At 38.7% G+C, this 23,313-nt stretch carries 12 protein-coding genes; 4 read left to right on the forward strand and 8 right to left on the reverse strand.

Features of this window, described 5'->3' with window-relative positions:
* Positions 1-2,931: Mrp/NBP35 family ATP-binding protein (locus L1D51_RS12235; protein WP_239963772.1), on the reverse strand; the 2,931-nt coding region annotated here is incomplete at its 3' end.
* A 388-nt stretch (positions 2,932-3,319) separates the two neighbouring features.
* On the opposite strand from L1D51_RS12235, the gene L1D51_RS12240 reads away from it, so the two are divergent.
* The 3 genes from L1D51_RS12240 (at position 3,320) to L1D51_RS12250 (ending at position 4,924) form a co-directional block, all read left to right on the forward strand.
* Positions 3,320-3,781 (forward strand): hypothetical protein, encoded by a 462-nt coding sequence (locus L1D51_RS12240; RefSeq protein ID WP_239963773.1) that lies wholly within the window; start codon positions 3,320-3,322, stop codon positions 3,779-3,781.
* Positions 3,782-4,001: 220 nt separating this feature from the next.
* Complete coding sequence (locus tag L1D51_RS12245) at positions 4,002-4,565, forward strand: Panacea domain-containing protein (RefSeq protein ID WP_239963774.1); 564 nt, start codon at positions 4,002-4,004, stop codon at positions 4,563-4,565.
* Positions 4,562-4,924 carry a hypothetical protein gene (locus L1D51_RS12250; RefSeq protein WP_239963775.1) on the forward strand — a complete coding sequence of 121 codons (363 nt, stop codon included), beginning with the start codon at positions 4,562-4,564 and terminating at the stop codon, positions 4,922-4,924. Before L1D51_RS12245 ends, L1D51_RS12250 begins: the two co-directional genes overlap by 4 nt.
* A 720-nt stretch (positions 4,925-5,644) precedes the next feature.
* Here the strand turns inward: L1D51_RS12250 and L1D51_RS12255 are convergent.
* The 3 genes from L1D51_RS12255 to L1D51_RS12265 form a co-directional block, all read right to left on the reverse strand.
* Entirely contained in the window at positions 5,645-6,607 is a 963-nt protein-coding gene (locus L1D51_RS12255) for a replication initiation protein (protein ID WP_239963776.1), read from the reverse strand.
* Between the two features lie 1,202 nt (positions 6,608-7,809).
* Positions 7,810-8,055: a hypothetical protein gene (locus tag L1D51_RS12260; protein ID WP_239963777.1), complete on the reverse strand. Its 246-nt coding sequence runs from the start codon at positions 8,053-8,055 to the stop codon at positions 7,810-7,812.
* Positions 8,045-8,245: a hypothetical protein gene (locus tag L1D51_RS12265; protein WP_055022470.1), complete on the reverse strand. Its 201-nt coding sequence runs from the start codon at positions 8,243-8,245 to the stop codon at positions 8,045-8,047. Before L1D51_RS12265 ends, L1D51_RS12260 begins: the two co-directional genes overlap by 11 nt.
* A 784-nt stretch (positions 8,246-9,029) precedes the next feature.
* On the opposite strand from L1D51_RS12265, the gene L1D51_RS12270 reads away from it, so the two are divergent.
* Complete coding sequence (locus tag L1D51_RS12270) at positions 9,030-9,905, forward strand: hypothetical protein (RefSeq protein WP_239963778.1); 876 nt, start codon at positions 9,030-9,032, stop codon at positions 9,903-9,905.
* Between the two features lie 226 nt (positions 9,906-10,131).
* Here the strand turns inward: L1D51_RS12270 and L1D51_RS12275 are convergent, their stop codons facing one another.
* The 4 genes from L1D51_RS12275 to L1D51_RS12290 form a co-directional block, all read right to left on the reverse strand.
* Entirely contained in the window at positions 10,132-11,181 is a 1,050-nt protein-coding gene (locus L1D51_RS12275) for a gluzincin family metallopeptidase (RefSeq protein ID WP_239963779.1), read from the reverse strand.
* Between the two features lie 43 nt (positions 11,182-11,224).
* Positions 11,225-21,148: a hypothetical protein gene (locus L1D51_RS12280; protein WP_239963780.1), complete on the reverse strand. Its 9,924-nt coding sequence runs from the start codon at positions 21,146-21,148 to the stop codon at positions 11,225-11,227.
* Positions 21,145-22,554: a hypothetical protein gene (locus L1D51_RS12285; protein WP_239963781.1), complete on the reverse strand. Its 1,410-nt coding sequence runs from the start codon at positions 22,552-22,554 to the stop codon at positions 21,145-21,147. The genes L1D51_RS12280 and L1D51_RS12285 overlap by 4 nt, the downstream gene beginning before the upstream one ends.
* A gap of 149 nt (positions 22,555-22,703) precedes the next feature.
* Positions 22,704-23,117 (reverse strand): BPSL0067 family protein, encoded by a 414-nt coding sequence (locus L1D51_RS12290; RefSeq protein WP_239963782.1) that lies wholly within the window; start codon positions 23,115-23,117, stop codon positions 22,704-22,706.
* Between the last annotated feature and the right edge of the window lie 196 nt (positions 23,118-23,313).

Raw genomic sequence — 23,313 nt, forward strand, 5'->3', positions numbered from 1 at the left:
ATCTATAGATTGGTACTTAGATAAATAATCAAGCCAGGTTGGAAGTTCATTGCTAGGTGTATCGTTTAGGTGAATTAGTAGCGAATACGTTTCATCTCCATTAATTTCATTTTCAGGTAACATTGAAAAATAGAAAGAGCGCCAATATTTCTTCCAACGGTATGATTTACTATTTATTAATTCCCATACTTCAGAACAACTTAATGCTTTGAATAGGTTACATATTAATGAGCCAGGCTGTATGTTGAATGTATCGTCATAGTCAATGTATATAGATGCTATCTCCTTAATTTTATCCTGATGATTTTCGGCTATTACTTCCAAGCTCTTTTCAATGCCAACTTTGAGTGAATAATCCAGCTCTCTGCCAAAAAGTGAGTTCTGTAAGGAAACACACTGACTCATAAATTTACGAAATCCTTCAATTGTTGTGACTGTAAAGTAATCAACAAAACATTGGTGTCGATATTGGTCATATTCTTCGTAACTCATATCTAGCAAACGCATTTCATGCCTATCCTGTCGAAGCAGATTCGACAACTCAACCGTTGAATTATTGAACTCAGCTTGCCATTTGGAAGGGTACTTAATTTCAAGAGCATCTAAATGCTCAAAAAGATCTTGCATGATCAGGCAATGTGACGTGTTTTTGGGGTCTAAATTGGAAATAAAGAATTCAGCAATAAATGGCAAGTCGGCTTCTGCCATTTCCTTCCCTTCAAACCTTAGACGACTGATTAATAGTTGAAAAATATCTTGGATTAATTGTTCATAATCGGGTAAACACATTAGTGTAGCTAAGTTTTTAAATATCTTTTCCCTAATTTGAGTCAGATATTCGTCGGGTGTAAGTCTATATGTAATCACAGTGATTGTGTCACCGCGTCCCCACTTATTTTCGGTATGTTCTACCTTCAAAAAAGATTTAGCTAACAAAATAAATATTCTTGAAAATAGATAATTAGCACCATGTTCACTTCGTTCAACTAACCTATCAACAACATGAGCCTGAACATAGTATCCATAGCGCATATCATCAGGCTTAAAGTTATAACTATCTGTAAGTGTTTTGATAACAAAACCAAGAGACCCTTTGCTCTTTAAAAGGTATTGCAGCAGCAAGTCAAAAGACATTTTAAACTCATCATCACTATAATTCCTGAAGCGGCTTAGTAAGGATACTAGAGAGTATTCGTTATCATCGATTTTAGCCTCTTCAAAGGCTTCATCTTGCCAAGACTCAACAACTATTGGCATCTTAGATATCAGTGTATTGGCAAAAATTAATGTCTCAGTAGGGAGGGCAAACCAAAATGAGTTTAAAAACTCAATTGAACTATTTAAATCACCAGAGTTTTCTATGCCTTTAAATATTCCTTTGATTTCCGTTCTAATTTCAGTAACAATTTTTTTATGATCAAAAGCACTAATAATAGGGTTTAAGGCATCAACTATGGTTCTTTTAAAATCAGGATAAAAATGATGGACTATCATCGAAAATGATATGACTTTCTTCTCAAATACAGATAAGTAAAAAAGGTAGGTAGATAGTACTTGGTCTGAAATTTTAACTACTTCATCTTCATATAAGTCTACCAATTCTTTTTTATGCAGAACTTCTACATACCCCCAAAATTCTTCTGATGAAATTCCAAATGAATTTTGCAGCCACTCCATATGCGAATTATTTAACTTGTCTATTTTTCTAAAGAATGAAATTGCACAGGCAGTAGTCATTAGTTTTTCATCTTCAACTACTTCTCTGATGTTTTCATTTTGACTAAAGTAGTCGTCATATAGTGATGCAACATTCTGTATAGATTCAATTTGATTCGTCTCTACAGCAATTTTAGCGGCCATCATTGCCAATCTAGCATTTCCGCCTGATATTTCTTGAACTCTTTGTTGGTATTCCCCGTTTTTAATGTCGAATAATTCAACTACTAATTCTTTGATTTGTTCGTCTGTCAAAGGTTGAATTGTTTGTTCTTGAACCTCTGTGAATTTACTAGCTTGGGAAAGCACTGAGTCACGAGCATAATCTCTAACAGTTGCAACAATTCGAAAAGTTCTGTTTTCGTCATTCTCGTTTAAATAATGCAATATGTAGTCAAGCCGCCTATCCAAACGGTTAGCATCATCGACAAATATTAAGTAGTCACCAGGCTCACTAAAATAAGCCGTAATATCTCTTATTAAATCAGCACCTTTGTCAAACAAGCAATACACTTTTAAATCTGGATTATTTTTTTGCATTGCAGTTGCAAGATTGACTGAAAATAATGTTTTACCAACACCAGCTGCACCTGAAACAAGTAATAATTTCCAACGACGTAACTGTTCTAAACCTTTGTCAATAGCGTCACTTTGGAACAGTATCTTATTGTCTATAGGCGTTGTGAGATTGTTTTTTCCATACCTAGTTACGAAGTCATTTACGGAAAGCAGTTGCCCTGTATCAAGCGCTAATCCTAAATATTGTTCTGATAAAACGGGGTAGCAATTTTGTATGCTTAAAGATATTGAATCGAGTCCATTTAGGCCAAGCCTTACGTGTCTTTTCTGACATAAACTTTTTAAATGATTGATCTCTTTGGTTGTTAAATTTCCTAAATAACAAATTATAATTTCGCTTATATGCTCACTTTTAATACCTGTTTTCTGTTCGTCGAAACACTTATTTATGTCATCTTCAAGCTTTTCTGCAAGGCGATTTTGTTGGACTGTATATTCTGAAAACAGGTAATACCCATCAGGCTGAATAAATAAACAGTCAGGAGTACCTTTGGTTACTCGATCTGTTGTATCCATCATCCCTATAGAATTGATGTTTTCATAACCTTTGCGATGCAGCCAATCATCACACAACCTTTGAAAAATACCACCTTCCAACTCAAGTAACTTGCTTCTTATTTGATTTGCTATAGTCACTAGATATCCTTACATATAAAACTTTTTATTTTATTGATTCAATAATGCATTTTTTCAACAAGAATGGAAATTAAATCACATGCAGTTTAAGGAACAAATTTAGTCAGTTGTTTTTTAAGTAATTAGAGACCTCCGTTTGGAGAATCTTTACTACTGGTTTAAAGCACATTTATCCATCGACGGTTTATAAATTTAATTCGCCTTTCCGTCATATAAGTTATTATAGATACAATAATTTATAAATCTTAGTGGTGGCAATACCTAGGGTTATTTGTTAAAACTCTATAATGTATTAAGGTGTGCGTGGCGTCGGCAGAAAATATGTGGGATGAGCGCACTATAAAATTGTTAGGTTGTATTCGGAAAATTTAGTGAGTTGGAAGTAATTATGGTTAATATTGATCTCATCCTAAAAGGTTATGATGAGGCATTTTTGCGTCTGAGAACTCAGCGTGATGACGCTAAAATTAGTGGTGATTCAAAGTCTTTATATATCCCTTTAGTTGAAACTTTGGGTTGGGCGGATGTTATAGAAGAATTTTTTGATGAACGCTTTGGTAAAGATTGGATGCTAAAGTTACCAAACTCAAAATCTGATTATGAGCAGGTGATTCTAGGCTTTCGCTATGCCAGAAATGTTGTGCATCACCGATGGGCAGTTGCGGTGGAACTAGACTCTAAAATTCCACTTTTTCAAGATTGGTGCTGGAAATTAACACTAGAAAGCACAAGGCCACAACCTAAGAACCGTGCAGCTTACGAAAGCAAATTAGCAGGTCGAGCATTACGTCATACTTTTAAAGATCTTCATAAAATTTATGGCTCAGCAAGAAAGTACTTAGTCGATTAATAACTATTCACTGAGCTTTTGAAAGTAAAGCCTAACAAACTGTTTAAGAGTGATTTGCAACGCGTGGCATTTTTACCACACGTTGGTTTAAGTGATTAAGGTGGGATGCGGTGGCATTGGTATTACGTTGCTCACACCTTAACAGGGCGTTAGCTTTCCCTAGATTATCAGTTAATCTACTAGCTTTTGTTTCAATACAAATAAACGAAAGGAGATTAATATGTCACTGGACAAACAAACAGTAAAGTACGACAATGAAGGTAATAAATGGGTGTTAGCTGAGGGGTGGTCAAATATGTACGATGCAGTAGATGTGGCTTATAAGTTACTACAATTAGCTAAAGAAAAAGACATACAGTTAAGTAACTTACAGTTACAGAAATTGGTCTATATAGCACATGGTTATATGCTTGGTTGGAAAAGTACACCTCTTGTTAAGGACGAGATACAGGCGTGGAAATATGGTCCTGTTATCCACAGTATTTACAACCAATTCAAGGAAAATGGTGCAAATAAAGTACCTACAGAAGGTATTGATAATGTAACTATTGATGCCGATTTTACAGCGGACGAGCTTACTTGTTTGAATGGTGTTTTAGATTTATATGCAAACAGGACACCGGAGTCTCTTATAACAACAACACACCAAGAAAATACTCCTTGGGATGAGGTGTGGAATAAGAATAACGGGAAATCATGTTACTTTGCTAAGATACCTAATGAGTTAATCAAAAACCATTACCGTAAAGTAGTGACTAACCCAGAGAGTGTCTCTGGGTTATGACCGATCCCTTCAAAACCCCAGTAAAAGAGCCTTCGAATGTGGACCCATCCGAGCAAGAGATTAAGGCGCAACTCTCATTAGATGAACAGACTGCAAGAACTAGGCTTACTCATGCTGATGCAGCAGATAAAGAAAAACTAACAGAGTTAAAAGAATCTTTAGCCTACAACGTGTTATTCTTTATGTGGCTGTGGTGCGCGATGATGTTTCTAGCTGTTATTATTTACTTTACTTCTCAGGTTACTCTGAATAAAGAAATACCTAAAGAAGTAATACTAGGTATGTTTACAGCAACCTCAGTAGTAGTTGGGTTAGTGGGTTATATTCTTAAGGGCTTATTCGGTGGTAAGGAAAGCTAACAAGTCAATTAAGTAGGATTCATTACAGTTTGTTCCAAACTGCATTCACCTCTTATTGAGGCGTTATATCTCCAAGGAATGGAAATAGAAGAACTAGAAAAATTTAAGATCTAAGTTGATTTACTTAAAACATGGACAACAACAAATATAGCAATAATTGCAGGTGAAGTAGCTTGCATGAATACATTCCTTGAAACCAGCAGTTATTTGTTTTTACTTCAAATCTCACTTGGACTATTCGCACTTGCTGTTGTTTTCGCGTTAGGCGCTTTTGAGGCCATTTCGAATCATTTGAATTCGCTTCCTCCTAGTAATAATTGGTATACAAAGTTTATAAAAAATATCTCTACAAAAACCAACGTGTCAGCTTGGTACCTTTCTCAGGTGTCGGGAATCTTTATTGGACTTGGGATCGTAACAGCCGTTGTTTTTCATAGTTGAAACGATACAACAAGGCGCTAAACTCGTTCCCTTCAGTCACTTGGGACACAAACGCAGCGCGGCTTCGCCATTATCGCGGTGCATTTGTGCCTGTTAATTTAGCGATACCGAATAAATACTCTAACTCATTTCTATCCAAAAATGAGTTAAAGCGGCCGTCTGCTAATCTCTCAAAGCCGCCTGTAAGGCGAAATCTAAACCCGTTCTTTTAAACTATAAGACAGGACATAAGCCACTACAACTTTATGTCTCTAATGAGTCAATTGAAGGATTTTTGCTTTAAGAGTCAGCATAAACACTTTCCTTTAGGGGTTTACCATGCTGTAATAATTCTTCATATAACTTTTTACTTTCTAGATTATTTGTGATTTTTGCATATCGAATACATTTTTTTATTTCCTCTGAGTCAATTTTTCTTTCAGGTCCTAAATCTAAAATCTCCAAATGATATTTTTGAAGAAGTCCAAGATTGTTTTTTGCCCAATCAAATTCTAATTGACTTCCTGAAAAGCAATGAGGCCGCTTTTGAAGTCTCGGCTTTCTGATGCTTTTACCCAATACTTTCTTTAACTTAAAGTGTACACCGCTAACCTTCCTTGAGTTACTAAAGGAGCAAAATTCTACTTCTAGATTGGTCACATTATTAATTTTATCTATTACTGGAGAAATAACTCCCTTTTTAAAATCTGACCATAACTTATATGTGCCATTTATATTAAGAAGTGCCTTTAATTCTTCTAAAGTAAATATAACATCTACAGTTCTTTTAAATGCGAGATTAAATTCATGTTTTTTCAGTAGTAGATACATCCTGATCTGAACGACTGTATTTAAACGACATAAATCCGCTATATATATTCTGGTGTAGTTAGCAGATAGATTAAATAGGTATACTTCAATATCTTTTGAAAATTTAAGACTAACTTGTGCTTCACCATCAATTTTTTCATATCTAATATATTCAAAAATTGGAACTTTTAAATCTTGCTGCAGTATTTTTAATTCTTTCTCACTAACTTTTTTCACGGCTGAAGCTAGCGTTCTATGGACATTTTTTTCTTGAACATTCATGTGAAACGCAAACTCTTTCGGATAAATAACAACCTCCCCAGGGTTATGGTATACAGAGTCTACCTGCGATAGAGCATACAAAAGTACCCGCATTTCATTTATATCCAATTCCCAATTGGAGCCTATTAAATCGTTACTAATGACTGCTTTTCTTTTTTTATTACTTATCAAATCTAGGACCTATTTTATTTTAATTCTAAAGTCCATTTCTGAATCAATTTTACATCACATTTCTTACCAGCTATTTTGAGTGAAAACTAGACAACCTCATATATTTCCACCAACAACCTCATTAATATCCATAAACAATTTCTATTTTTTCCTTATTCAACCTCAAACTTATCCATATTTAATTAAAAAAGTCCTTATGGCAGGCCAGTTACGCCGAGACAACCTTCTGAACCTTTTAACCTTAAAAACCTTATAGAGTTTATTGATAACACATTAGCCTTATCGAATTTTGGCAGCACGCTGAAGTAAGCCAACCATTAAACCTAATATTCAAAAGAAACAAAAACAATAAAATGTTTAAATATATACACTTATTGTTAAAAATCGTTAATATTCAACCTTCGTCTTTCCCTCCTCTATTGACAAGCACTTTTACTGCCTAAAAAACACTCGAAAATACAGAGGTACCTGGCATAGACTCATCTATTTAATCGATGTTACTCAACCCATAGCTACTCTGATACTGTCTATTTTTATCAAAGGAAAGTGCCATAAAGATGCTTTGCTATAAAAAACACAAGTGATCAATAAAACCCAATTAACATACTCTCAACCACCTTTTTCATGCTATTGCTGGGCAAAAAAAAGCACTGAAATTAACTCTTAAAACGTTTGCTTAATTCCACCCTGTGTTTATAACAAGCTTATGATTGCCAGGCTTAAAAGTTTAGTTTTCATAGATCAAATAGCCCTTTTGCACTAAAAAGCGAGCTTGAGAAAGACATGACTTGTCAATATTCAATGACTATAAATGATCACCTAACAAACATACGTATTTGCACAGTACAAATGAGGAGAATCTGTGTGAAGACATTTTGTTTAGAGCTCGTACTTGGGTTAGTACGAGTCGGTGTGAATAGTATTTATTTGTTTATTTCACTTGCGATATTTTTGTGGGTTCTTGATTACCCCGCAACTTCTAGACTGGCGTCTGCTAACTTACTCGAAGGCTATGAGCAGATTATTTTGGCATACATATGTGCTGACATTTTAAGTTTCATAGAATCAAAATTACGAGACAAATACCTTTAATTCTAAGCGCCCTGTGGGCGCTTTTTTAAATTCTGATACAACTACGATTTTACTCTCTTATAAACCAAAAAAAGCGCCTTAAAGGCGCTTTGGTGGACAAACATAGGAGGTTAGTAAAACCTTAGTAACACATACTCAAGCATCTTTTTCATGCTGGGTGTGTGCTTTTCTGCATAGATATAGTAGCCCGTTGCACCCATTACAAATTTGGTGCAAAACAGGCTCATTACGATTAGCCAAACGAGATTTTCTGTGGTCTTAAGCTGATAAAACGTAAATCCAACACCACTGAATAGAATCAGTGCGATAACAATCTCTATACGATTGCAATAGATATATGAGTGTTTAAAACTCATCTATTCCACCGCAAGAAATATCTATACCCCAATCAGTATCATCAAATACAGAGAAAGAATCACAGCTAGTTGTATCAGAAAAGTCACTGTTATCTGTGCCAAATACGTTGCCACCTATATCAACACAATTGCCATTATCAGCATCATTGATAGGTAAACCGGTTGCAGGATTAATTGATGTAGTCGTCATTTTTAACCTCTTAGAGTGGGTGAGTTCTCTTTAAAAGTTAATGATTTTGTGATAAAAAACAAACTCGTTTGACTGCGAAGCTCAGCAACAAACAGTTTGGATTATCACTTTCTTCTTTTCTATTTATCTCACTATTCACAGAAAATATTACTTTGTTTTGTTACGAAGTAGGCTTACTTTTTCGTCTGAAAGACATCAAATCCAGCCTAATTCGGAACGAAATTAGGCAATAAAAAGCGTCTCAGAATGAGACCAATAAGTCGCGTAATGTGCCGTAGGCGAAGCCGAAGAAACATGGAGCAGCGCGAATGTACAGCTGGTCTGTACTCACCGCGATGATGTTTCGCCCTAGCGAAATTCGATTGAAATTTGGTACAAATTGAAAAGCGAACCACCTTTTCGATAGAAAAGTAAGCGATATGATGAAGGCGGATAATGGGGCACCCATCGCCTGTTCATAAAGCGGCATTGTGGCGGTGAGTACAGAGCGTAGCTCGGTACATTCGCGCTATGGCTTAATACGCTAGAGCGGTAGCTCGTTGAGTCAGCTCGTTGCGGAGCAACATCAGAGATGACGGGCGTTTTAAGCCATATGTTTGAACAACAACGTTGTGAAGACATCAGCTGAAAGCTGCCTGTTGTTGCGATAATCATCGCGACAACTCTGCCGGGCATGCGTACAAAGCATCCCGGTAGGAAAACCGGCAAACAATCGCTAAAAAGCGATAATTTGCAAGGTGGGTTGTTAATTAAAGATTCAAACTAACAACCTGGGTCTTTAAACATGACAAACATCCAAAACAACAATACCAGTAACCAACTTCAGCTCGCCTACCCTCGCTATTTTGATATTGATATGCACTACTATGAAGGTGCAAACAATCATCAAAAGTTTAGCAATCGCCTGAGGCTCTCAACTCTCATTGCCATTCGATTTACAATCATCACACCAGGCCTTGCGAGTTGGCTTTACGGCATCTCACACCGATTAGCCTTAGAGCATTTAAATAGGCTCACCAACGATGGCTTTTTAAAGCTCGTTAAAACACATCGTAGCCCTGATGGGCGAGTCTATGTTCCAACCTACAGTGCTGCAAAGTACGCTGAAGAAATAATGAATATTGATGTGTACTTCAGAGCCAATACCAACCCCGCTTTACAGTTTAACCACAACAACGTAATGCATAACTTAATTAACGCCTTCGTGATGCTAAGAGGCATTCACAATTATCATAGTGATGGCACCTACGCCCCCATGTGGCAAAGCTTTATAACTGAACCCGAATTCAAACGCGCCAATACAAGCACAGAGACCCGAACAGTCGATGGCGCAGTTCGCTTATTAGATGGCTCAATTGCAGCCATAGAAGTCGAACACTCCTTCAAAAACAAAGCAGCACGGCAAGCCATTCTTTTAAAATACCTAGCCTCACTTAAAAATGGCGACTACGACAAAGTGTTTTTATTCTCCCAGTCGCAGCAAATTTTTGACGACATAAAGCGACTGCATAGACAACTATTCGAAGAAATGACAACACGGTTCGATAAGAAAACCCGCCGCCCTCTCCTATCACCTGACGATGTCGAGCTATTGCAATCATCAGTTATCTACCGAACTAAGTTATGTGATGAGATGAGTAAGATGTTTCATTACGACTAAGAAGATTATATGAATCAAAAACTGTTTTTAATTAACCCAACTGTTCTATAATTACATAAACCATTGATTTAAGTTATTTTATGAAGCAATTGAATTTAATCTATAACAATAGAGGCTAACTCAAACTTAGTCCCGAGACTGAAATAGAACCTATCACTGGATAATGTTAAATTTATCAGCCAATGTTCGAAGATTATTCAAATTGTCTCACGCCAAGAAGTAATTTTTATTCTGTGATGTTAGAATTAGGACAACTACAAAATTCATCTAAACCTAGCTCAGTATCAGGTATGTAGTCTATATCTCCCGTCGAATCTAATAAAATACCTCTGTAACCAAAGTGGCGTATCATTATTTGGCGATAATACTCATCTTGCTCATTGCTAATCATTATTTCAGCAATATCCTTAAACGTGGCATTTGATTCAGGAGCTTTGATAATAGCATCGACCAGCCTGTGTAGGACGAGCTCTCCAACTCTGTTGAGAGTAGCTGCAAAATTGCAGTAAGGATCTGATATATGTATTTCAAATACGTCGACAAATATGTCGTAAATTGCACCAGTCAAAACTTTCGAAAGTTCATATCGCATACTCCTATCCACATCTTCAAGACGTAAATCGTTATCTGCATTTCTCATGTACCCATTTAAATGCCTCTTTGTTGCACCATATTGCTCTGCAAACAAGGAGAGAAATGTTTTGGCATGTAGATCTCCCTGGCTAGAGGCAATGATATCAGTGCATACAGTAGGCTGATCTAAAAGCGCGAATACGGCTGTTAAATCAGCAAAAGACTCATGGATTGCCAATGTTTGTTTCAGTGAGCTACTGCCTGGATACCAGTCTGGTTTCATTGCATCCAATACTGCATGGGCTGTTTCGTGAGCAACAATATCGTAAGAACGACAGGTATAAATTACTTCCGTCTTATAACTAAAGTAATTAAATTCAATGCGTTTTGAACGTCGACGATACCAAGCTCCTGACCGATGACTGAAATGAGGATGGACCTTTAACGGCGAATCTCCCCACTGCCAACCGGAAGGTACATTCTCGTCTGCCGCTCTGAATGCGCGTCGTAACATATTATCAACTCTCCAAACAGCGGCAAACGTATGCACAGCATCGAATGCATCATTATTTATTTCACTGATAAAATTACCAAACTGGTCTGGCTGCACTACTGGTAAACCTATAATTCGTATTAACTTGCTATTAGGTCCCTCAGAGACAGTTTCAGGAATAAATACCCTAGAAGTACCTAACTCAGACATGCTAGGGTCCTGTTTTCTAGAGATCATAATCTGACCTGGCATACTATGTTCTCCTCAAAATGCGCGCTAGAGGCAGGGTTAAATTGAACAACTGAAGAGTAGGTTTATTTTCTTCCTCGATATGCGCATAAATTGTCACATCAAAAACCAAAGCTCCCCTTGGCTTGCCTTTGTCAGTGCCAGATTCAATTGTAGGATACACCTTATTGAGCACCGTATTTTGAGCTGCGATTTGAACTGAAGCTGCAACTGATTCAATGGTTTCTTCTGATCCTGCTACTGTTCCAAGTAGATTTATGTTTCGAGCTACTAATCTCTGACTCGGTATTGGAGTACGAGTAATTAACGTATTAGAGTCCACTTCAGGAACAAGTTCTGCGAGTAGTTCATTGTCATAACCCCAGCCAATATCACATCGTGCCATATTTCTCATATCGCTTGGCGCTTTTGCAACATTCAACATTGAGTTGAACATTTGAATAAGGTGCTCTTGTAACGTGCGATCTATTCCATCACTTATATCAATAGATTCAAAACGTTTTAAGGTTGGAGTCAAATGTTGACCAAATCGAACTGCCGAGGTGGAGTAAACAAATTTTGGATTGGTTGTGCGTCCATCAATTAAATCCTCATTGCGCTTCAACTCCAGGCCACTCCAAGCATTCTCTGTAGAGAGAATATCTAGTCCATTCAATCCTACTCTACGACGTATCCATTCGCCTTCCCCAAATTGCAGGTGATCTGGCCTACGCTGATAAATCACTTGCACACTATCAGCTGTGTACACTGGCGATTCTGTGGGGATTAACTGACTTGTATTACTCAATGGCACAATACTTAACTCTTTAGCTCGTCTTTCCTGTGTAGGAGTTTTCCAAATTAAGTCAATTCGACGTTTACTACCATTTTCAATGGGATCTTCATCAATTTTGAACTTGTCAACCAGACCTAGCATTCCTCCCTCTTCGAGACCCAAATCCTGCTGAAATGATTCGGTAACGGCTTTAGCAAGATTCGCGAATGCTGTTACCGCATTTTGTATCTGTTGAGAAAATTGTCCTGTAGGTAATTTATTAAGAGAAGTCCAAATTTCATCTCGGTGGGTCCTGTAAATAACGAGACTCTTAAACAAGAGTGAAACCCAATTTTTAGGTTCGTTTTCTGTAGCCGCTCCTCCTTGCGGAATAACGATGTATTGATTGTTATAGCGTACATCAAAGTACACTGTATCTTGGTCGACATCGGGTCTGCCATAATCCGTTTTAAAATGCCAGCCCCGGGCTTGTTCAAACCAATCTATAAGTGAATCTGATTCCTTTATTTTTTGAGGCGTGAAGCTCTGCGCCATTAATGTTGGCGTTACCGGAAACCGCCTCAGTGGTACAGGTATACTGACAGGTTTTTGTTGACCTGATGCTGGCGGTGTAAGCGGAATCTCTTTTTCCTCAATAAGCTTCAACCAGGCTGATGGACGATAGTCTTTACTATCAAATGTCTGTTCCACATGAGTGATTAGAAAATTTGGATTAAGTTTTTCTTCGGCTCTACGCTTTTCACGTTTTGAATCAAATAGTGCCACCAACCATGGACTATTGCTATCTAACTGAACTTTCACAGGTCGGAACATTATTGGCAAACTTGTAATATCCTCACTGGCAAGAACGATGCGACCGTAAACACTAGGTGCGTCTTGGTCTTTAAAAGCACTATTGATTTTCAGTGGATAACTGAGCACTGAATCAACATCGTAAGCACTGGGTAGATCAGTAATAAGTCTATCTTTAAACACAGACTTTGCCGGTAACGAAGCCTCATTAATAAATGGTCGTTCATCAATTAGAACCGTAGTGATTTTTGCAGCCAATTTGCCAGCAAGTTCCCGCTTATATCTCAGTACTTCATCTAACACACTTCCTGATATTTTTCTGGCTGGTACTGCAATTTCAGGCGATAAAAATCTCGCAATATCTCTTAGAAACAAGCGCATGTAATCATCAATATCTGCATCGCGTATAGAGGCTTTGAGCTTAGACATTGTCGCTGTATTGAGAGGTTCGTCATACTCAAATTCGGCGGAGAGCAAGCTTGTTGAGAGCGGAGGAGGTGCAAAAATAGCGGGACCTTCACTGACGACTTGCCAATCAATTTGAAGTTGAATGACTTTAGAAGAGACTGCCCAGAAGGATTGAGTGCCCTGTCTTCCTACACCTGTAGTAAGTTCAAAACCTTCAAATGCTGTTTTGAAAGCAATCGCATAGTTCAGCAGCTTTTCGCTTCCCTCTTTTAAAGCTGCAGCTGTTTTAGGAGCAATCGCTGTGGTATTCTTCCAAGCTGGCAAGTAAGGTTTTTCAGTTGCATCAGGCATGCGGATAACATTAGACTGACTGCGGGCAATGCAAAGAGCAACCTTGATTTCGACAAAGTCCTCTTCTGGCATTTTCAGTACTTTTACAGTCTGGCTCCAAGATGGTCGGTTCACTGGTGAATCCCCTTGCAAAAGTGATTCGATAACAGCGTACCCTTCAACACAGAATTTTCTTAGTTTATTGATTTTATCTCGACATAAACTAATACAGTCTGTACTCAAACTGGTTTCGATACCAGCAGTGATATTTGGATCGGCGAGCTGCTGTTGCATCCTGCGGTACAGTCTTTGTGATTCAATTAGTCTTTCACCCAAAGCATCATTTTCGGGATCATTTTCTACGCCCGGGTCAAAGAAAACCAGAGTTCCGTCAGCCATTTCACGCGCAAAGGTATTGGGGTCGAACGATGCACACAACATAATTTCTAGAGAACCACTTCTCCCCCAGGCATAGGACGATGCTACAGCAGGGAGTTTCAATGGGTTTAAGAGATGATCAAAATACTCCAATCTTATGTTAATGGGGCGAGATGGGCTTCTATTTAAGCGATTTCCGTAAATATCTCTGAAACCAATCCGAAATGTCATTGTCTTTCCAACACAAGCATATAAGTTCCTTTCTTCTGGAGAAAGGCCAACGTTTTGTTGAGCAAACTTGTACGCGGGTACTAGCTGCTCATACAGCCAGTCTTCTCTATTAAATGTTTCTGGAATCTCGTCACTCTCTTCGAAGTCAGCCGGACCAATTGGTAGCACACTGTCCCCAGACTGAGCTACAAAGTCTGCATCGCCTTTTATTTCCCATTCCAATAAATTGAACCGCTCCTCCAATTCAACTTCGATGTTACCTGCCGCGAAGAGCGCTGCCACTCTTTCTGTTTCAGACAACATATCAACGTCTACATCAGCCACAGCCTGTGCAAGAGTTCCGCGAGTACCATCTGATTTAATGTAGCGCCTAAAGGGTGCCGCCCTTACGACGTTTAATGGAATATGTCCAGGCTCTATAACAGGTTCATACACTTTGTCTTCAGATTCAGCATACAAAAAGCTCTTAGAAGCGCTATCTGACGCATCAGTAATCGCACTGTCGGTTATTTCATTAGGGATATACAGGTTGGTGAAATACTCTCTCGCAGGCAGATTCTCACCTTTGAATACAATCATCAGGGTCAAGTAAGTACGATCATTATTGGAATCAAAAATAGCGGAAGGTAGCCCGCTACCATCTTTTGTCTCAATGTGAAGAAAGTATCCACCAGAATTGACAACACTGCCTTGGCGGATAATTTCCAACAGTTTGAGCTTTTCCGCTGCCGTAAAATTCGCTGCAAAGTTATCTTCTATTTCTTCATCATAGCCAAAACCATCTTCCACAAATCCATGGGGACGAGAGATGCGAGAAAGGTTGGTTTTGAAAGCAAAAGAGTCACTGCGATTCAACGGCAGGTGCTTAAGGGCACCTTCACTTTGCAAATCCTCATGAAGCAGGAAAACATCCAACTTGTCAGGTTGTTCGTACCATCTGCTATCTTTATCAGTTAAGAGGCGATCCAATACGTACCGATTGGCTTCACTAACGCCGCCGATCATATAAGTATTAGGTACAAATTGACTATCTCCATCAACTCGTTCCACCCTTGTTATATGAAGCTGAATTTTCGAGGTCCATTGCCAATGATTAATATGTTTATCCTCATCTTCATTATTGTTTGCATTACCGACTTTTAAGGTCAAAGGTAATGAACCTTTACCATTTTCCCCTAAACGATTATGCAAGTCTGCTCGCAACATTTCAGTAATTGGCCACAATGTTCCATACAGAGCACCATTGTAGTTTTGTTCTGATGAGATTCTAACAGGATCAGAGAAACCATAGCGTCGGTTTTGTCCACGCAAAATATTGAGAACTTTGGCATCAACCCAGTCAGGATGAATATCGACTAAACGCATTGCTTCTAAGGCATCGATATCAAGCTTACTTTCGGCTGCGTTAACACTAAACCAAGCTTCTGGAGCTGCTGACAAACTTAATCTATAGTCTAGTTGATTCGCAAATGCAGATGACCATTCTTTCACTGTGGTTCGCAATGGTATTTGTAGCTGCGCCAAATCAAAAAAGGCCATGGTATCTTGCGGATCATCAGGTTTTTTTACCCGCAGTCCATAAAATTGATATCTTCCTGCGGAGGCGGCAATTCTGCTGAACGCATCTTGTTTCGGCTTATTTGGGTCGGTTTCTGGGTTAAGTGTCATCTTTTGTAGCAACCGTGACACAGCAATATGACTCTCGCTAAATGTCAGATGAGCCTGCTTCACTTCTTCTACTGCAGTTTTAATAAGCAGAGCAAAATAATCTTCAAACAGTATTTCTATCGCTAACCTTTCAGAATCGGAGCCCAGACCTGTATCGATCTTTCGCTCATCCATCAGAACCAGCATTTTCTCGAAATACTCATCTAGCTCAGTCTGGTAGTTTTCAGAAACTTTGCGCAAATCTGACAACTTAACCTCATATGGAATACCATTATCTTCAATTTGTAGAATCAGCTCCGATGGCACCGGAAACTGTGCTCCACCTTTTGATTCACCAGCACCTCCTTCAGGGTGTTCGCGAATTGTCAGATTAAAATTCTCTTTAAGGAATTTTCGTAACGTATTATAATCTAGAGCTATATTTGCTTCACTTCCATGACTAGATAATGCAATTGGCTGCGCTAGTGCTTGCTCTAAATTGTCCACATGTTCAATAGATAGTTCCCAGTCTAATACCGAACCTCTAAACTCACCGAGATCTTTGAACTTCTCTCGTATAGCCCATACAAGCAATGACCATATGACTTTGTCAAATGGTCGCTCTCCTATTATCCCCTTAGCCTCAGGTCCCCCTTCGCATATCATTAATAAAACAACTTGAGGGACACCATCATCGTTAAGGCTTACATCAGGAGTAAACCAGACGGTTAAGTCTTCCTTTTTTTGCCAAACCTTGAAAGAATAATCCCACGATATAGGAGGCGCGGTTAAATAGTTGCTACCAAATACTGGACGTACCTCTTCCAGACCCAAACCTGCTCCAAAGACGCTCTCATATCGACTGTCACGACTCCCAATTTTCCAATCGTAACGAATGGTGGAACGAAAACTAAAGCTCGCTTTTATCTCTATTCTCTTGCCAAAAACCTTGATTCGAGCAATAACCACTCTGACACGAACACTGACACCTGCTTCAAAATACAGAGTAGTTGGATTCCATGTTTCTAAAACAACTCCAACACTCGACCATACCCGAATACTCACACCGGCACGAACAATGCGAAAATCAACATAGCCAAATATTTCACCGACTAACCCATAGCGTCCAGAGACAATAACGTAACTTTTCGGTGCTTGAGTGGCAGGTACTGGCTTTTGTGAACCCACATAACGAAGCTTGCCCCAAACTCCATCAATCATGCCGAATACAGAAAGTGATAAACCAGCTCGGAGAATACCCTTGCGGATTTCTTTACCTAATCCAACTCGAGCAGCAAAAGCCACACGCATTACTGGACTGTAACGCCAATTCGAATCTATAGGTTGAGGAAATGTAGTTGCTCCAAGGCCACTAATTCGACTGTAAATCATACCACCGGATCCCAGGAAAGGTAGCATTTGCACAGTGAAGGAGCGCGAGAAATCAAGATTTTCTGATGGGTATCCTAGGTCAACAGTTACGCCACCATCAGTCCATATATCTAAACATATAGCAGGTACTGTTACTGATGCTGCACCAAATTCTATTTGACGGATATGGTCTGGTAATACAATTTCGGTTGAGTATACACCGAGATCATCGGTAATTTTTCGATACAAAATATCGACGTCAAACAATAACGGCGCTGGGCTGTTGCTGGAAGGCACTCTCAATCTGGCGCCATACATCTCTGGATCCATAAACACAATATCAAGGTCAAATGCATCGTAGATCAGCGTCTGAAGTCCAATAGTCCAACCCCTGTCTGCATCATAAACTACCTGCCTTGCAGCAAGTTTTTGTTTTAGATGCTTAACTTCGCGAATAGCACCGTGAGTTTTTAGATGTTCTACAACCTCAACTGTGGAAGGAACACCTGGTTTATTATATGCATTTACTCGCTGCCCTAGCCCTAGATACTTTACGTCAAAACCATCAGGTGAGCTAAGATTATCAAGTCCCATAAACCAACCAATTTTGTCCACATCGGGATTTTCAGGGTCTACGAACAAAAAGAGTGTAAAACCATCATCTTTGGGCAATTTTTTGCCTAATAGATTTAAGTGCGCCTTTTTAATAGACACCATGAAATAACTTTTTCCGTTATCTGTTTCCACCTTACCAAAATCATAGTCTTCGGCTGTAAGGCGCATGATTCCCTGTAAGCCAATATCTAGGTTTCGACCTCCCCCTCCTTCAAATCGAAGACCAACTGAAAAGCTTCTTTCACCTTCGTTCTCCACTTTTGGTATCCAGCCAAAAAGAAGTGTCATTCTGATGCCTTTCAGAGATGAAGCTAGCGACCCAAATGCCCCTAAATCCGCATCAAAACCCAAACCAAAACGAAATTTTGGTATTTTTGGGGAAGAGTCACCAAATGACATACCGAAATATCCTTCTTCGCCTAAACTGATAGGGTCGTTGCGAGGAGCTGTTTGGAAGAACTTTAGTTTAAAAGGCAGGCTAGGAAGAAAACCAGATCCAAAGCCTTTTTCCGGAAGTTCAAATCTTACTGGCCCAATATCGAAATTAGGTATGAGATCAGGTAATTCTATCCTTTTACCCAATTGGAATTGAAAAGTGATACCTAGATCATAAAAGTCCAATTTTTCGATACCTGGGAAATTTATATCTTCACTAACTTCCTGAAAATTCATATTCCCCCAAAGTGCCACTCGGGTTTTAATTTTTTCTCTCCCCTGACCAATAGGAGTAGAACTTTCAGTAATGAACTGCAACTTATTTATTATCAACTTTTCAAAAATAAATGTATCGAGTTTAAATTCATAGCTTTTCTTGTGAATAAAGGTATAGGTATCACGTCTAATTCCATCAACAAAGCGGCCTTCATACTGACCATCAAAACTCAAAATACGCCCAGTATGCTCTGCTTTATTTTGCTCAGATTTCACTGAGTCTGTGAATAATGCTCCAATAAATAATGCAATACGGCAATCAAATCGAGTAACTTCAGCATTTTCAAATAGCACTGACATTTTCTGTAGTTTGAAATCATAGCGGGAATCATTCAACGAGGGTTGGTTGGGATACGGATCCTTTGGTTGAGGGGCTGGCTCTGACCCTAGAGCAGGATAATCCACAAGACCAAAAATAGAACTTTTTTTAGGTGTAAGGCCTTTTACGCCCTTTTCATTTCTTGTCAGCTCAATACCAAAGTGATGAGCAGCCAATAGTTTTTTGTTAACTCCACCCATCAAACCTTTGATTTGTAATGGTAAATTTGAAGTATCAATATTCACATTTACCAATAAAAAACCATTCCAGTCGGGATTATCAATCGCATTCAAAAATGAACCATAGCGACTTTTCACACCCGGATTAGTCACCTTTTCTTTGACTGCATGCTCTCTAGCAGCTTTAATATAGTTGATGAGTGCTGCTTGCAAATTGAGAAGGGATTCAGATCCTAACTGATTTCGATTGGTCCAAAGCTGTGGGTCTTTCACCAAATCTGCGATACTTTTATCATGGCTTTTAACAATTAAAGCTGTCGGCATCGATAAAGAAGAAGTTGAAGAGTTTGCGGATACACTAGCATTGTTACCAAGATCTGCCGAAAAGCCCCAACCAGCTACATTAAATGTCCCCTTCAAGTTGAACATTTTTGTTCCAGTTATATCTTGACTAGAGCTGGTAACCATAAAGACTCTGTTATGCATTAGCAGGTCCACAAAGTCTCCATTTATATTTTCAAGAGAGATATTTGAGTGTAAATTCTTTTCAATAGGGATATGAGCAATCAATAACTCACTCCAGGTGCCATCCTCTCTTAATTTGATCCTAAATCCTTGAGGCGTATATAAGGTTTTATCTACACTATCACTTCCCAATCCAGTTACTTGCTTTCTTAATAATTTACTCCTTTGAGAGGAGAGAACTGTTTTTTCCAAGTCAATGGCGGTGTCGCTTAAATCTTGAGTATTACTCAACCCCAATAAAGGCACAATGGGGATAGGAGTATTATGCTCAACGTAGTTTGGTTCAAAAGACAGAAGACCAACATCTTCATCTAAACCTTTTTCGACTTTTCTACCATGTAACGCCATTCTCTCTGGCTGGCGTGATGCTACAAGCTCAGGGCCAATATTGCTTGGTAAGTCTATCCAAGAGGTAGTTAATTGATTCGATAAAAGATCACCAGTCAAATCCTCATTAATGCCTAACCCATCTGGGATAGTCCGAAAGTCAGCTGCCGCCTGTTGTGATGTGAATCGAATTACGTTACCGGGTAGATTATCAGCTCTTCTGGGAGTAAACTCCAAGTACTCCGTTCTGGAAAGCCCTGTTAAAAGTTTATGTCTTTCAGGCCATAATGAACTTCCATCATCACCATGAACTAACAACTCAAATTGTCCGTCAGGCGTCAAATAGTTTTGAGCTCTCTGGTTTGGCAACTCCCCGTCAATATATTCATCTACAAACCGTTCTAATACTAATCGAGAATCCTCTAGAGGGATCATTCCAACTCGATGACCATCGGCTGTTTCAAAGTAACTTTGAATAGCTAGAGATTCACTAGATGTTCCATAAGCTCCTGCTCCTACAAAAGTCATGAAAGTGCGAGATTTATTGTACGCCTGCTGTAAATCAATCCGTACTTTTAATTTGTGCCTATTAGCAAAAGGCCCATCATAGGTGAAAAGGGTAAATCTAGATGAATTAATAGGTGCAGAATTCCAAAACTCATCGTATTCACCTGCAACCGAGAATCGGAGCTGCACTCCCAAGTTATCCAGAGAGTTTTGATCAAGAGTACTTATAAATTCGAAGCAGCCAGCAGTCTCAGAATTAGCTAGAGATAGTAAAAGATCTCCAACTACTGGCCATGGAATTCCGGCAGGAGATCCACCATCTTCTCTCTTGACTCTTAATGAGTGAGGTACGATAGCCGTTCCGAATAAAAAACCATCTTGAGTTAATGTTATTGGTGCATTATTTTGAATATTGAGTTTAAATGATTCATTACCTACCTTCAGTTCAACCGATTTTGCAACAGTATCCGAAGAACCTGCAGTGGGATTGCTTTGTACCTCAATCCAATCATCATTAGCTGTGAATCCTCGTTCGGAGAAAAATCCGAATCTGACTTCTCGGCCTTCTAACAGAACATTATTCTGTGCCTTAAAAGCATCCAATATATTATTCCCAAATCGACCCCAGTTATGACTATCGTGATACAACGGCGGCCAAAATGCATACCCTCCCTCTCCCCATGAATTAGCTAATTCTATTTCTGTACGACCATCATCATTCCACATTACGAAACCTATTCGCGCACTCATAGGCTCAACAACATTAAACTCAGGAATAAAAATAATACTGTTTGCGACTCTTATAAATTTCATTTGAATACCTCATCTCCGGGTAGAAGCGGTAATTGAAGAGCTTGAATGTTAATCGTTTCAAAAAACACAGGATAAATTCGGCCATTGTGACGACGCAAAAGATGTAACTTCGAAAGTTCGTTCTGCATTACTTCAGAAACAGCTGTTGCACTGACTCCCTCATGCAGAAGTCTTTCATAACGAAGCGTTCCTGATTGCTCCAATATATTCCATAGAGTTTGATAAATTTCTACCTGACTAGGTTCACCGTTAATCAAAATATCTACTTGTGGAAAAGGTATCCCCCTCTCATTAAAGAGGTAACAAACAGGCTTCCATTCGCTTAAACCATCCTTGGTATAATTCACACACTTTTTTAATGCAACTGCACTCAAGGGGTTAATTTTCTCAAACTCATTAAGTTTGGGAACAAATAGCTGATTTAGATCGCGTTCTGATACCAATTCCATACAGATTTTTGCGCGATCGTTAACTTCCAGCCAAGAAAGATACTCCATAGAACCTGGGCAACTGGTCGAAATTAGTAATGGAGTCTGGTTAAATTCATATGAAGGTGGTGATACATCATTGAAAGAAGGGATAGTATCGTTGTAAAACAAACGGTATCGTATTTTATCACGAACACTTTGAGTATTTAGAAGATCGACGGTACCTGCAACCCTACGCGAGTATGCAGAGCGGCTGCTTCTATTTGAATCTGTATCCGCAACGTTTATGCCTCCTATAGCCCTGAAGAACGTTGAAAAAGTGAGAGAGCTGTTTGTTGGTCTACCTCCTGCCCCTAGTTCTAAACGATAGCAATTTTTTGTGCCTCCAGAGAAAAACTGGCGGCCCTCAGCGGCACCACCTCTATCTTGTCTAAATCGACCATCGGCATATTCAACACAGAAAGATTGCCCAGGTAGCACTTCAACACTTTTGGTTTCTGTATCAAGACCAAATGTTTTTTTCAAAGTGTCTTCATAACTCGAAGGAATAGCATCACTAATGAAAGATTTTATCAAGGGAATCGACCCATTTTTAAGGCAAGCAAAGGGTCCTATATTTGCAGATAAATCATAAGAATTGATGTATGCGTCTATTGCCGCAGTTACCGCTTGCTTGTCTTTTCGTATTGACTGGTCAATGGTAACCACAAATTGTTGTGACGACCTCAGTCCAAATGAGGGAAAAAGCCGAGTACCAATTTTTCCTGCTCCAACTTGAAGTTCAACTTTTTCGCAACTCCTTGAGTTAGTTAAATCAATAACACCTGGGATAATTACTTCTGCATTCCCTTCTGGTAAGGGTCCAGGCGGAAATATCAGCAATCCTGAACTAGTATCTTTAACTACAAATCGTTCAGATTGAGCTAAATCGCAACCCACTAGATTTAAAAGTACGAAATAAAAAATAAAAAGTCGCATTCCACTTCTCCAATATTTTACTCATCTTAAAAACCACAAGATATATTTTTCCAGACCTCTATATATACTACTCAAGTATCAGTGTTGATATTATCAACCACATTCATTTACAGACAGGCGCTATATATTTGATATCAAATATATAGTTTTTAGTTAGACTTTAATTTTATGATAGAAAACGCTTCTGCATTGTTGCTAGGGTCTTTAAAAGTCCCATCGGAATTCTTTCCCTTTTTGTAGATTACGCGTTTATGAGGTTTTTGTAGTGCTTCCCACTGGTCCACAACAGTGATACTAGTGTCATTTTGCTCGACAAACAGAGCTGCGTGATTTCCTGAAGGAAGGTTGGGGTAATCACCATTTACAAAAGTAGCTATTGCAGTGCCTCTTTTTATAATTTTACTACCAAGTACTTCTTCGCCTGCAACCCAACCACTAGTCACACCTACTTTAGTGTAATACTGAACAAGAGCCGCACAGGAACCGGTACTTACAAGTTTATCGTTTTCAGTGACTATTCTATCTACATCTATGTAGCTTCTATACCCGTCAGTTCTAGGCACAGCCATTTCCTTTGGTTAAATTATGAACAAACAAAAGGTAGCAAAGCGAAGTGTTAAAAACAAGGAAACTACTAATAAAACCTTCCTCCACAAACCTTACGGAAGATTTAATTTAAGTTTTCTAATTACACAAGCTAAACCATTTTCTTAGAGAATGTTATTGAACAGTATGTCCCGTTAGAGTGCTAATCTAAAG

It is taken from the genome of Pseudoalteromonas shioyasakiensis, assembly GCF_022398475.1.
In the GTDB taxonomy this organism is placed as follows: domain Bacteria; phylum Pseudomonadota; class Gammaproteobacteria; order Enterobacterales; family Alteromonadaceae; genus Pseudoalteromonas.